Genomic DNA, 13,144 nt, shown 5'->3' with positions numbered 1-13,144 from the left:
CCTGCCACGGATGGGCAGCCCCCACAACATTTCGGATGGATTTTGTATTCTCGCACTGTCGGAGGTGCGAGAAGCGGGAAGAATCAGCGCAAGCTGAGCGGACAAGCTGGAACCGACGGGTGCAGAGTCTTAGTCGGACCTTGTGGATGAGCTTGCCCGAGGCACGGATGCCAAATTTTGCTCTTGATAGTGTTGTTGTAACCGTCGATGGTTGGGACCATCATTCCGGGCCGGCAGTGGCTATACTGCCGGCTTTTTTTCAGAGCTGAACTGGTTATCATGACGCAGTCACAGACGTATTTTACACGAATAAAAACGTCTTAGGATGACACCAAATAACAAATGCTTACAAGGGGATGAACGATGAGCACTTGTGCCGATTTACCCGTACTCGAGTGCGAGGTACCTGAAGAGGGCTTGAAGCTGGATCTGGTTTTGCGGCCCAGAGAGCAAAAAGATGGTGAGCCGCAGTACTGGCCGCTGTTTAATGCCGATAATCCGGAGGAGCATTTTGGCAATATGCGCTTCAAGATCCACAAGGGTGGTGTGGTTGTTCTGAGAATTACCCTGGATTTATCAGAGGTGTCGGGGCGCGAGTTGGAGTTTGTGCGTTACCAGCAGAGCCAAAAGTTAGATGGCATTATTGCGCTGAGCCCGGATTTTCGGCACCAGTTCCGTGCTCGCGCCAGGCAGGTGGATGGGGATTACACCAAGTTAATTATTAAAATCAAGGATAAAGAGCAGATTCCGGATCGCTTTAATTTCCTATGGATGTGTGTCGATCCAGAAACGGGGATGCACTTTGTTTCCGGAGACCCCGAAGCTGGTGTTGACCCTGTTCCTGGAAAGGGTGGTGAGGAGCCCTAAGGACATATGGTCGCTAGTGTTTTCTCTGATCCATGGGATTGGGTGCAAAGTTGCTTAAGTGATGGAAGGTTAAACCACTTCGCATCCATTCCCTGGTTCAGCAGTTGTTCAATATGATAATTTGCGGACTGCCATTCCCCGGCAAGTGCATAAACTTGCGCCGCGTAGTACTTTATATAAGTGCTATCAGGCGACTCTCTTAGGAGTTCTTTGATTAGACTAATAGAATTGGCTGTTTCGCCTAAATAGCCAAGTGCTAGGGAACGGAACTTTTTTGTTTCGAGGTCTGTAGCTTCTGAAGTGAGTTCCATTACCTTTAAGAAGTGCTCTTTAGCACCCTCTTCGTTTAGGAGCATCAAGTGGGTTTCTGCAATTTGTAAATGCATTTGTACATTTTCGGGAGACGACTCTAAAATATCCATATAAACATCTAGTGCTTGTTGATATTTTGATTGAAAAAAAGCAACTGTGCCCAGGTTACCTTTTGTTCTCCAGCTTCGGTTTTCCTGAGGGATGGCTAGTATGGCTTTCTCAGCAAGATTGAAATTTCCATTCTCAAGCTCAATAACTCCTAATAGTGCGTAGGTGGGCCAATACTTTGGGGAGCCTTGAATTAGCTCAGTTAAAACTTCTTTGGCTGCTTTATAATTGCCTGTTGCCATTTGATTGATAGCAACTAAATATAGATTATTTGAGGATGGGTTGAGCTCTGCGGCTTGCTTGGCGTAGTCTAACCCTTGAATATAATCCCCTTGTAGATACTGGAAGCGAGAATACTGCGCGAGTAAGTGTGATGAAGGGTGGCCTTTACTTTGTAGTTTTTTTAATATTGTTTCAAACCCCTTTTTATCTGCTGTGACAGACATCAGAGCCAGCTTCGCTTCAAGAATGGTAGTTTCATAAGATTCCGACACCTCCGCATTGGCAAGAATTCTGAGGGCCTTGGTAAGAAACTTTCTATCGTTTGTGTCGCCGTAGCTTGTAAGAGCCATGCGTGCATATAAAGAATAAAGGTTTATATTCCTAGGGTATTTAAGGATCAAATCCTCAACGCCAGTCAAGTCAAGGCCTTTTGCGGAAGCACTAATTCCATACATGGCAAGCGTTGTCAGATAGATGTCATAATCTGCCGGCTCCATCTTACTGTCATTTATCGCTCCTTCATGATAAGCGTTAGGAAAAAGCTCCTGTAAACTGTTGCCAACCGTATATTGAGCTTCCTGTTGCTTGGAGCTGAGGAAAACAAAACCGGTTTGTTTTTTGACTTGTGAGTCTGCTGGGTTGATTCGCTGCAGTTCGATATTACAGCGAGATTGCATACAATCCAGGCGAGCGCGAAGAGCATCAGTAACCCCCCTGTCCTTCAGTTTTTGTAACTGCTGTTCAAGGCTTAAGTTTTGGGAAGGATTAAAACTGAACAGTGCGCTGGATTTAAGCCGGGCGGGAGTACCCATTAATGCTTGACGAACCATTGCCTTGATCAGGGTTTCCTGGTCTTCACCACCACGCACCTCGCCATTAAACTCCACGGGAAGGATTGCGATATACTGTGGGGGCAATTGCATAAAAGTGCGCCAACCCCAAAATATGCTTAATCCAAGTAGGGCTATACCGGTTAATACTGCGGTAATACGCCCTCGTCTCCTACGTGGCTTAATTAATAGCTGGGTGACAGTTTCCGAATACTGTTGAGTGTCTGCATCAATGCCATGCTTTCTCACCAGCTCCAGGGCCTCAAAAACTCTTTCCGCGGACTCGGGTCTCTGTTCTGGGCGCTTGCCCAATAGTCTGTCTAATAGTGCAGCTAAAGGTTTGGGGATCTCCGGCCAGACCTGTTGCGGTGGAATATGGGGCTTACTGGTAATTTGCTGGGCAAAGGCCAGTGCACTCTTATCGCCACGCTCAAACGGTTTGTGCCCGCAGAGTAATTCATAGGCGATACTGCCCAGGCTAAACAGATCGCTACGGGCATCTAGGGTAGTACCCTGCAGCTGCTCAGGAGACATGGCCTGCACGCTGCCGGCGATATGGTCTTCTCTGGTGAGTTGCTGGTCGCAATCGAGAGCTTTGGCGATGCCGAAGTCGGTGATCTTGGCTACACCATCATTGGTGACCAGGATATTCTCAGGTTTTAAATCCCGGTGGATAATCCCCAGGCAGTGGGCCTTGCCCAGCCCTTGGCAGATCTGCATCAGCAAATCGAGTTTCTCAGCTAGCGTGGCGGTACGTTCGCGTATCCACTCTTTGAGGGTAACGCCTTCAACCAATTCCATGACCAGGGCGATATTATGGTCTTCCTCCAGGACATCGTACAGACGTACAATGTTGGGGTGGTTCAGTCTGGCTAATAATTGTGCTTCGCTGCGAAAACGGGCTTCGGCGGAGTTGCCTGTCATATCAGAGCGCAGTTGCTTGATGGCGACTTTGCGCCCCAGCTTTACGTCTTCAGCCAGATAGACAACACCCATACCACCGGCGCCAAGGGTGCGCTCTACCCTATAGCGACCTTGATATACCTCAGTTTTCTCCAGCGCAACTACGTCCATTGTATTTAGTTCTTTTCGGATGGATAGGGGATTCTACCCGATAGTACATTTTCGTGAAGCTATCTGTCTCCATTTCAGAGGAAATGGTTCACGTTATTCCATTTCTTTTGGATTGCCATCGGTTGCAAAAAGAGACGTGCCTAACGTCTATAAAGTCTTTATTTTAAGGAAAGAAATGCGAGAGTTTCAGCACGTGAACCTTTAAGGTGAGTTCACTCTGGCGGAAAGTCATATATGTCAAGAAAGGCTTTGCTGTTTATAAAGGCAAACAACGGGGGCATAAGATCCGTACCTTTAGCGTGACTGCTATACGTACGGATCGATTCTTTTGAGCTACGAATAGCGATAAGGCCTAAGCTCCAAATTACGCTTCCTGCAGCTCAGTCTTCGCTTCCAATTGAGTGCCTTTATAGATTTCAAACTGGTGGCAGCCTAGGCGGATTTCCCAGGAGCGTCGCTCTACTAAGTTTGAGGTATCTACGGCATCTGGCAAGGATTCAGAGATCTGCTTGCGTGCGCGGAAAATCTGGGTGTTCAGGTGGTTGACGGTGATGCCCAGTTCGTGAGTGGCTACCTGGATGGAAACCCAGCCTTGGGAATCTATATCCATGTCATTTTGCATATCACGGAAGCGTGCTCGAGCCAGGTACAGCAGCAGGTAGTTGTGAATGCGTGCGGGCAGGGACTGCTTCATACCCTCTCGCTGTAGCTGCAGTTGTACATGTTCCTCGTGGGAGCTGACAGAGAAGCGCAGGCCGAAATCTGTAATGGATAACTGCTGTAAAGAGAGTTCTTTGGTTGCCCCTTGGTTGTCGGCGAGAAACAGTTGCCAGCTCTGCAGGCCGCAATCAATACGATCCCCGTGATTGACCATGCTCTTGCTGCCCCCTTCGCCGGTGCTACCGGTAAACTCGTATTGCCATTGGGCGGTAACGGGGCTGAAATGCAAGCTGGCGAGGGGCTCGCTCTCGTCCGGCAGTAGGTGGTATTGCTCCAGTAGCTGGGCTTCACCAGTCTTCAGGTCAATCAACAAGTTTTCCGGGGCATCGAGATTCTCGACAATCCAAGCGGGGTTATTGACTCGTCCGAAACAGATCTTGTCGCCGGTTTGCAATGGGTAGCTCTTGGCTGGAACCAGTTGCTGGCCATTTAACCAGGTTCCATTGCGACTAAGATCGCGAATATTCCAATGTGTGCCGGTCCACTGAATGGCCGCGTGAATACCAGAGATTTCGGCACTAGTGATACGGGTATCCACGGCTCCTTGACGGCGGCCGATGGTGTGGTGTGCCATCAGGTATACGGGTTGGTCCCTATCTGGATGCTGTAAGCAAGCCATTATCTTGTCCTTTTTCTCCGGGTTGCGTCGGGCGCTGAGCTAGAGCTGCTTGCCAGAATTGTTGGCAGTTCAATGCTGCAGATGGGATTGCTCACTCGGCAGCAATAAAAAGTAACCTACAAGTGCTATTGTCCAGATTCTTTGAGATTCGCTCTACAAGGCCAAGAGAGTTTGGCTATTTCCCCCTCTAAGGGAGAAGTGGGCGCTCACTAGGGATCTGGCTGTAAATAAGTTTGAGGTTCTTTATACCTACTGTGGAATGATTGTAATCACTGCTACTACTAATGGTTGCTATTTTCACTGAAAAACTTTGCTGTCGTCAAAAGTAGCGTAATAGTTTGTGCTTACTAATTGTGAACTGGTTAAAATTTTAAGTGCTTGCAGTTTCTTTATTGCCATCTGGGCTAGCTGTCAGATGTCTTTTCTCCAGTATTTAGCTAAAGCTGAGAGATTCTTTAAGTATTAGTTTTAGGGAGCTGTAGGCCATTTGGCACTAATCTAATGGATCTGTTAGCGCTTAAAAATGCCATTTTTGCGGCAGTTTCTGCCAAGTGGTGTTAAATGGGTACTTGAGGGATAGGAGCCCGATTTGTTGTAAATCGGGCTGTCAAAGGAATAAGAGTTTCTAAATAGGTTTAGATACGGATGCCTTCAATATCCAGAATCATTTCAACCTTCTGGGAGGCTGGGCCCAGATTGTAGTCGATACCGAAATCCTTCAGATCAAACTCTGCAGTGCCACTGAAGCCCTGACGGTAGCCACCCCAGGGGTCCTTACCGCCCCCAATGTTGGTAACGTCGATAGTTAGCGGCTTGGTTACCCCACGCAGGGTTAACTCACCTTTGAGCAGTGCCTTTCCGTCTTTTGTTGGTTCAAAGCTGGTGCTTTTGAAGGTTGCTGTGGGGAATTTTTCCGTGTGGAGGAAGTCGGAACCGCGCAGGTGCTTGTCGCGCTCGGCGTGATTACTGTTAAGGCTGGTTACGTCGATATTGACGTTTACTGTAGATTTTTCCGGTGCCTTGTCATCATAAAAGAATGAACCGTTGAAATCGTCAAAACGCCCATAGAGCCAGCTATATCCCAGGTGTTTAATGCGAAACTGGACGAAGGCATGGGCGCCTTTGGTATCGATTTTATATTCCGCCGCTTGGGCTGTGGTGCCGAGCAGGGCAGCGAAAAGAAGGGCCGTGAGCTTCTTCATAGGGAGATTTCCTTTTTTGTGGTTGTAACTGTGTTTTGCTTATTCAAACGGGTGGGCATGCCTGATAGCCCAAGCATCCTGCGAAGTGTTACGTCCCTGTCGAAAAAATGATGCTTCAATGCCGCCAGGGCGTGAAGGCTGACCAAGATGATCAAGGTCCAAGCCAGAATTTCGTGAAGGCTCCCGGCAATGTCTTCCTGATTGGGAATGCCCTGGATAGTAGCCGCTACGCTAAACCAACCGAATACATCAATGGGGCGTCCATCGGCGGTCGATATCAGGTAACCCGATAGCATAATGGCCAATAGAAGCAGGTAGATGAGGTTGTGTATGCCACTGGCAGTGAGTGCTTGCCATCGAGGCGTTCCTGGGGCAGCCCTGGGGGTGATATTCACTGAACGCCACAGTAAACGAAGCACCAGAGCAATCAATAGCAAAATTCCTATGCCTTTATGGATGCTGGGGGCCTGCTGATACCAGGGGTCATAATAGGACAGCTGGCGCATCCACCAGCCGAGTACAAAGAGGCCTATGATCGCTGGGGCCATTAGCCAATGCAGCATAATCGCGACCCAGCCGTAGTTATTTTGGTTGTTACGAGCTTGCAAGCTCTTTCTCCAAGTGTGTTTATTGATCGGGTAAATAGATGAGGCTTCAGTATGCTGGTTTGATTAGCCTCGAATCCCGCCAGGGTTTTTCTTTCTGCTTGAAGAAGGTCTGGAGAGGCTACATTCGCATTCACCCCGTTAGCGGATTATAACTTGGCGCTAGGGTATCGTTTTTGTTGTCTATGACCAATGCCTGAAGGGAATCTTTGCGAGAGAGATCAATTAGGCTCAGGTGACGAATAAAAGAGACAGAAAGCACGATAATTGTGCTGTTAGTGGGGGCGGCTCCGGTTACCCTCACGTTCTGCGGCAAGAAGAATGCGCTCGCAGGCCCCTCTGTCCAGGGCTGTAGATCGCTGTGCCAGCTGCTCAGCCAGCCAGCTGGTGGAGTGATGTTCGCGGTCCAGGGCTAATTGTTCAAGCTGCCAGATCACGTCGAGCATTAACTGCCGCTCCAGTTTGTCTTCAGTTTCCTGGCTGGAGAACAGCCGTGGCTCTAGCATCTCCAAGTCGCTGCGCTTCAATACCAGCTCTGCCAGGCTAGGGTACCAGCGGCCACTGAAGGGCTCAGGGCGTTGATGATAGTCAAATGTGATGCGCAGGCGATTGCCCTCGGCGTCCTCGAGTAGAGGGGTGTCTTGCTCATAAGCGGGTAGGGCGGGGCTGTGTCGCAAGATACCGACAAGGGCCCGCCAGTCACTGCGGTTCTCTGAGCACAGGCGCAGTGGCTCAATCAATTCTCTCTGCCCCTCGCGATTGAGAAAGGTCAGTTTCTGCCCCGGACGATACCAGTAGAGATCGAGGAGCTTTTCCTCGGCTAAATCTGCAAGATGGATGCTGGTTAGGGGTTCCTCCGCTAGGGCGCTCAAGTGGCTGACGGCCTGCTGGACACTCAGCCATTGCTTGCGATGGAAATGTTTGCCATTGGACGTGGTCATGCGCTGCTCCAGCCTCGCGTTAAGCTCCCCAAATTTTAGCAACCCTGAAAAACCACTATAAGTGGCTTATAGGCTTGGCAAGTGATAAGTGAAGTCATATTTGCTGGCTATGATCCAATCAAGCCGTGAATTATCGCCAGATTTATTCAACTGTAGGAATATTAAAGTGGTGCTGATTGAGGAGGCCTGGGAACACCTATTACATTGCCAGGATATTAGTTTAGCAGTGGAGCATTGGTATAGGTTCGGCTCAGGAAACTGTGACTGGAGATTATTAACACAGAGACTGGGATGAATTGGTGGGTCATGCCAATGGCTGGAGATGTACAATGGCACTTTTATTTACCTGGGGTGCTTATGAAGTTACGAAATGCTCTTTTACCGCTGTTTCTCTCTGCAACCCTGTCAGCACCTGTTGTCGCTGGTGTGTCTTCTCAGGCACAGGAGACTTCTGACTATGCAGTTGAAAAATATGAAGAAGCCATGACTGAGACCTTAGCGAGCTTGGTACGCTTTGAAACGGTAGCTCGCGAAGACCTGCCTTTGGAACGCAACCCTGAGTTTAAAGGCTTCAAGGACACTCTACAGGATAAGGCTCGGGAGCTGGGGCTGGAGTATCAGGATTTCGGCCATGTTGTGGTAATTGCCCTGGGTGAGGGGGCAGAGAAAGTGGGTATTGTTACCCATGGGGATGTCCAGCCAGCCAACCCGGCCAAGTGGCAGAAAAGCCCGTTTATGTTGGATGCGGAAAGTGAGCCAGGCAAGCTGATTGCCCGTGGCAGTGAGGATGATAAAGGTCCGATCGCTACGGCCCTTTATGCTATGAAAGCGATTAAGGATCAGGCGGTGCCCATGAAGCGCAGGGTTGAACTTCTGATCTATTTGGCGGAAGAGTCTGACTGGGAGCCCCTCAAGGAATTCCTGAAAACTTATCCAATCCCTGCCTACAACATCACCATCGACGCTAATTATCCGGTAGTGACTGCCGAGAAGGGCTGGAGTGAGGTGCAAGTCACCACTGCTGGTGTACTGGCAGCGAACTTCGATAAGCCTTATATAAAAAGTTTCTCAGGTGGCTATTTTCGCAGCCAGGTGCCGGATGAGGCGCGTGCTTTGCTGGGAAATGTTAATGCTGAGCTAGTTTCGGCTATCCGCGCGCGCGCCGCTCAGAACAAGCTTGTCTCATATGAGTTTAAAAGCGGTAATGGCAGTTTAGAGGTATTGGCCCGCGGTGTGGCTACCCACAGCTCAGAGCCTGAACATGGGGTAAACGCGATCGCCTATCTTGCGGATGCGCTCAGTGTGTACGATTGGCCCGCCAATGCCGCTGGTGCGACGGTGCACTATCTGAATGACTTGGTGGGCACAGGGGTCCTGGCTGAGAAGTTTGGCAGTATCGCTTATCGCGATGCATTTATGGGTCCAATGACGGCGGCAGTCACCATGGTGAAAGAGACTGACTCTGGACTGATCAGCCACCTCAACCTGCGTCGCCCCACAGGTAAAACAGCCCCGCAGCTAGAAAAGGAGATTGACTCTACCTTGGCCGAATGGCAGGAACTTTCGGGTATCACATTGGCAGATACAAAAGTGATTTTGGGGAACCCCTACCGAGTAGACGATGCTCCTCACGTGAAACCTTTGCTAGAAGTTTTTCGTCATTTCACCGGTATGGAAAAGGCTGAGCCGGTCGCGATTGGTGGTTCCACCAATGCCAAGCTATTACCTAATGCTGTGAGTTTTGGGCCCTCTATGCCTGGAGTTGCTTATTCCGGGCATTCGGAACATGAATTTATTACCGTTGAACAGTTTCGGCTGAACCTAAAAATGTATACGGCGATGATGATTGAGGTGGCTAACCTCTAGACTGGTGAATCTGCGAGTTGTTGAATAAGAATAAGAATGTGGGCGCCAGAGTTTACTATGTAAAATCGGTTTTCTCAGGCGTCCGTTAGGAATCTCTTTTACCACTATTTTAGAAGCATAAGATGTTAAATTTTCTTCCCTCGGCAGTGTTGTTGGTATTGGCTTCGGTGTTGCTGGTCATCAGCACAATCCTTTGCTTTATTCCCATTTTGTTTTTTGTTGTAGTGCGATTGATTTTTCCTTTTTCAGCGCTGCGCAAAATCTACACATCCATTTTTATGTCGATTGCTGAAGCCTGGATTACCATGAATAAAGGCTGGATGAAACTTACGCAAAAGACAGAGTGGGATGTGAAAATTGGGGGGGAGCTGAAAAAAGATGGCTGGTATTTGGTAACCTCCAATCACCAGAGCTGGGTGGACATCTTTGTACTACAGTCAATTTTTAACCGAAAAATCCCTTTCCTGAAATTTTTTATCAAGCAGGAGCTTATCAAGGTCCCTGTAATGGGGATCTGTTGGTGGGCTTTGGATTTTCCATTTATGAAGCGTTATAGCAAGGCATATTTGGAGAAGCATCCGGAAATGCGCGGCAAAGATCTGGAATCAACCAAAAAGGCTTGTGAGCGCTTTAAATTAATTCCCACCAGTATTATGAATTTCCTTGAAGGTACGCGTTTTACTCAGGAAAAGCATGATAGGCAGGGTTCACCTTTTAACTATTTGCTCAAGCCCAAGTCTGGTGGCATTGCTTTTGCTATGCAAAGTATGGGGGAGCAACTTAACCGCCTGTTAAATGTAACCATTGTCTACCCAGATGGTATCCCATCATTTGCGGATTTCCTTGGGGGGAAAGTTAAGCGCGTAGTCGTTCGGGTGGAGCAGATTCGCATACCAGATAAATTTTTTACGGCTGATTATATGAATGATCAGGTATTTCGTGCTGAATTTAATCATTGGGTGTATAAACTTTGGCAGGATAAGGATCAGTTGATTGGGAATCTATTGAGTGATTCAAAAGGGACTTAAGAGGCACAGGCTAATTTTATGGCGAATGCTACTTAAGAAGGCTTGAGGGGCTGTTTTTTCAGCCCCGCCTTCCCAACAGATTTCCTCAATGAGGAATCAATCAAAGCCAGATGGGTAGCTGAGCACGAATTTCATCTGGCTGGCTGTCGACCAGGTTTTTACCGGTCTCTCCGGCAACGGTGGCACGAGTGGGCGTTTTCAATGCATCGCGCAAGCTCCCCACCATATAGGGTTCAGCCACAATATATAACTTTTCAAAGCGGCCTTCTTGGCGCCCACGCTCCAGTGTATGGGCAATTTTCCTGGCAAAATCTTCACCACTGCGGCGGTGTAGATTTGCAAAATTTCCCATCGCATGGCGGCCCTGGCCGTAGCTGTCGAAGCTGCGTCCAGGTGCATCGCTATCTATTTCGCGTCCTGATAGTCGGGACTCTGGATGGAGTAGGGCTTGAATTTCATGGAGGTTGCCGGCGCGTTTTTGTGCTTCAAATATTCTGGCTTGCGATTGGTTGGCCACAAGAACCCATGCTAAAGCCATGAGCGTATCCTCATTCTTTTACTCTCTCTTATCCTAGTTAATTTCAGCGCCATCCACTATCTGTCTGGATTTAATTGGGTAACTATCTGTTTTTTTTTCATTTTCCAGAATATTGGAGAGTTAATTGTGGATAGAGGAGTGGGATTTGCCTGCGATGCTTTTCGGTTCATTTCGTAGAGCGTTATAGATTTTCTAAATAGATGAAATCTAAATATTCACAGTTGTCTTTATGCCTTTTGTGATGGTTATTGCAGGCACATATTCCTACCGAATGGCGTGAGATTACCTAGAATGAAATCAAGATGTGAGAGGCGCAAGCCGGATCCATGGGTCTAGCTTGCGCCTCTTGCGACATAGCGGTAGATGGAGGTTGTAAGTATGAGTCTGATACCCAGAGGTTCCCTGCTGGATCTGGATAATATGTTTGAGCAGATGTTGTCACCTGGCCGCGCTATCGGCAGTGAAAGGGAGGGATTTTTCTCGCCACGTATTGACGTGAGTGAACGGAAAAACAAATATGAAATCAGTGCCGAACTGCCAGGTGTTGGTAAGAATGATATCAATATCACTTTGGAGAATGGAGTTTTAACCCTAGAAGCGGAAGTACATCGCGAGATCAAGGAAGAAAAAGATGGCCGGATTCTGCGACAAGAGCGCCGTTATGGCAAATTCCTGCGTAGTTTTAATCTGGGGGAGGATGTTCGAGAAGATGAAATTGATGCGAATTTCAAAGATGGCATTCTGACGCTGACTGTCCCCAGACACGAGGGACATCCGCCACAGAGAAAGCGTATCGAAGTGCACTGATTTTTTCATGCGACGGGCTTCCGTCGCTTTAAAAGTATGTTTTCAGTATTAGTTGAGGTAAAGAAATGAAAGTGAAACAGGCAATGCACCAGGGTGTGACCTGGTGTACACCAGATACCTCTCTACAGGAATTGGCAAAAATCCTGCGGGACGAGGATATCGGAGCGGTTCCCATCGGTGAAAACGATCGATTAGTGGGTATGGTAACCGACCGAGATATCGTATGTCGCGGTGTTGTGCAGGGAGGCAATCTTTCTTCCCTAACTGCCCGTGATGTAATGACTGAGGGCATTGAATGGTGCTGGGAAGAGGATGACCTTCTCTCCGCGGTACACAAAATGGAACAGCAGCTGCTACGGCGAATGCCAGTTCTAAATAGTGAGAAGCGCATGGTCGGCATTCTCAGTCTCGGCGATATCACCTCAGCCATTGCCAGTAAGCAGGGTGGTCACTTCGCCTCTGCGGTTTCGGCTCACCACTAGTTTCCGTAGCCCCATTATGGGGCTTAACTTATTTTTCTGGGCCCTGTGAGGAGAATTCTCCGATGGGGCCCAGTCTTATTTTACTTTCTTATTGATTCATAGGTTCTGGTAGGGTTGCACGAATTAGCGAGTGAGGGCGTATACTCCGCACTTTTTGAGGTAATCCATGGCGGTCAGTCAGGAACAGCTGCTTCAGCGCAGTGGTGGTCAGTGCGAACTCTGCAAAGCTCAGGATAATTTGGAAGCTTATGAACTGCCGGAGTCCCCTGTCGGGACGGAGGGCCATTTACTCCTGTGCCAGACCTGCCGCGATCAGCTGAACAATCCAGCCGAACTCGACAGCGCTCATTGGCAGTGTTTATCTGACAGCATGTGGAGCCAAGAGCCGGCGGTGCAAGTTTTGGCCTGGCGGCTTCTCAAGCGCCTGTCTACGGAAACCTGGGCGCAGGATTTACTAGACATGCTTTACCTGGATGACGATCTTCTTAACTGGGCCCAAGCCGGCGCACTACCTCAAGCGGGCGACATTCTTGTTCACCGCGACAGCAACGGCGTGCAACTGCAGGCAGGTGATAGTGTGACCATTATCAAGGATCTGGATGTAAAAGGGGCCAGTTTGGTGGCCAAGCGCGGTACTGCAGTTCGTGGTATCAGTTTAACGGATAACCCAGAACACATTGAAGGGCGTGTCGAGGGGCAGCGTATCGTTATTCTGACTAAGTTCGTCAAGAAAATTGGTTGAAACTCTATTGATTGCCAGCTTTGGATATAGGACTAGTTTACGAAGGGAAGGGGTGTTTCCTGTCACATTTCAGTCTTGTGAAAGATTACTGGAATAAATTTGCCCTGTTATCATCCCTGGAATACTTCCCTAGGACTTTAACCGCCTGGCATTGCCCGTAGATCCCAATGCTAGCTGGTGC

General features: G+C 48.6%; 12 protein-coding genes. 6 read left to right on the top strand and 6 right to left on the bottom strand.

Features of this window, described 5'->3' with window-relative positions:
• The first annotated feature begins 363 nt into the window (after positions 1 to 363).
• Complete coding sequence (locus ACJJIO_RS06660; protein ID WP_444910523.1) at positions 364 to 867, top strand: hypothetical protein; 504 nt, start codon at positions 364 to 366, stop codon at positions 865 to 867.
• Here the strand turns inward: ACJJIO_RS06660 and ACJJIO_RS06655 are convergent.
• The 5 genes from ACJJIO_RS06655 to ACJJIO_RS06635 all read right to left on the bottom strand — a co-directional run bounded on the left by ACJJIO_RS06655 (position 864) and on the right by ACJJIO_RS06635 (position 7,500).
• On the bottom strand, positions 864 to 3,413 hold the full coding sequence (locus tag ACJJIO_RS06655) for a protein kinase domain-containing protein (protein ID WP_444910522.1): 2,550 nt from the start codon (positions 3,411 to 3,413) through the stop codon (positions 864 to 866). The two genes, ACJJIO_RS06660 and ACJJIO_RS06655, sit on opposite strands and share 4 nt — an antisense overlap.
• Positions 3,414 to 3,777: 364 nt before the next feature.
• On the bottom strand, positions 3,778 to 4,752 hold the full coding sequence (locus ACJJIO_RS06650; RefSeq protein ID WP_444882770.1) for an FHA domain-containing protein: 975 nt from the start codon (positions 4,750 to 4,752) through the stop codon (positions 3,778 to 3,780).
• A 635-nt stretch (positions 4,753 to 5,387) separates the two neighbouring features.
• Entirely contained in the window at positions 5,388 to 5,954 is a 567-nt protein-coding gene (locus ACJJIO_RS06645; RefSeq protein WP_444910521.1) for a YceI family protein, read from the bottom strand.
• Positions 5,951 to 6,562, bottom strand: a complete 612-nt coding sequence (locus ACJJIO_RS06640) for a cytochrome b (RefSeq protein ID WP_444910520.1) — start codon at positions 6,560 to 6,562, stop codon at positions 5,951 to 5,953. The genes ACJJIO_RS06645 and ACJJIO_RS06640 overlap by 4 nt, the downstream gene beginning before the upstream one ends.
• 272 nt (positions 6,563 to 6,834) lie before the next feature.
• Positions 6,835 to 7,500 carry a hypothetical protein gene (locus tag ACJJIO_RS06635; RefSeq protein ID WP_444910519.1) on the bottom strand — a complete coding sequence of 222 codons (666 nt, stop codon included), beginning with the start codon at positions 7,498 to 7,500 and terminating at the stop codon, positions 6,835 to 6,837.
• A 357-nt stretch (positions 7,501 to 7,857) separates the two neighbouring features.
• Here ACJJIO_RS06635 and ACJJIO_RS06630 point away from each other — a divergent pair, with 357 nt between their 5' ends.
• Both ACJJIO_RS06630 and yihG read left to right on the top strand, forming a co-directional pair.
• Complete coding sequence (locus ACJJIO_RS06630; RefSeq protein ID WP_444910518.1) at positions 7,858 to 9,366, top strand: dipeptidase; 1,509 nt, start codon at positions 7,858 to 7,860, stop codon at positions 9,364 to 9,366.
• Between the two features lie 122 nt (positions 9,367 to 9,488).
• A complete protein-coding gene (gene yihG / locus ACJJIO_RS06625; protein ID WP_444910517.1) occupies positions 9,489 to 10,394 on the top strand; it encodes a 1-acylglycerol-3-phosphate O-acyltransferase, YihG family in 906 nt (301 codons plus the stop codon).
• Between the two features lie 100 nt (positions 10,395 to 10,494).
• Here yihG and ACJJIO_RS06620 read toward each other — a convergent pair whose 3' ends face one another.
• Positions 10,495 to 10,932 carry a host attachment protein gene (locus ACJJIO_RS06620; protein WP_252083321.1) on the bottom strand — a complete coding sequence of 146 codons (438 nt, stop codon included), beginning with the start codon at positions 10,930 to 10,932 and terminating at the stop codon, positions 10,495 to 10,497.
• Positions 10,933 to 11,310: 378 nt separating this feature from the next.
• Between ACJJIO_RS06620 and ACJJIO_RS06615 the strand changes: the two genes are divergently transcribed.
• From ACJJIO_RS06615 to ACJJIO_RS06605, 3 genes are all read left to right on the top strand, one after another.
• Positions 11,311 to 11,739, top strand: coding sequence for an Hsp20/alpha crystallin family protein (locus tag ACJJIO_RS06615; protein WP_252083320.1), 429 nt, complete (start codon positions 11,311 to 11,313; stop codon positions 11,737 to 11,739).
• Between the two features lie 65 nt (positions 11,740 to 11,804).
• Positions 11,805 to 12,221, top strand: a complete 417-nt coding sequence (locus ACJJIO_RS06610; RefSeq protein ID WP_252083319.1) for a CBS domain-containing protein — start codon at positions 11,805 to 11,807, stop codon at positions 12,219 to 12,221.
• Positions 12,222 to 12,387: 166 nt separating this feature from the next.
• Positions 12,388 to 12,963 (top strand): PhnA domain-containing protein, encoded by a 576-nt coding sequence (locus ACJJIO_RS06605; RefSeq protein ID WP_444882765.1) that lies wholly within the window; start codon positions 12,388 to 12,390, stop codon positions 12,961 to 12,963.
• Positions 12,964 to 13,144: the final 181 nt, after the last annotated feature.

Source organism: Microbulbifer mixtoriginis (SeqCode) (assembly GCF_052467235.1).
Note: the sequence above shows the minus strand (reverse complement) of the source record. Positions and strands in the feature narration are given on the sequence as shown.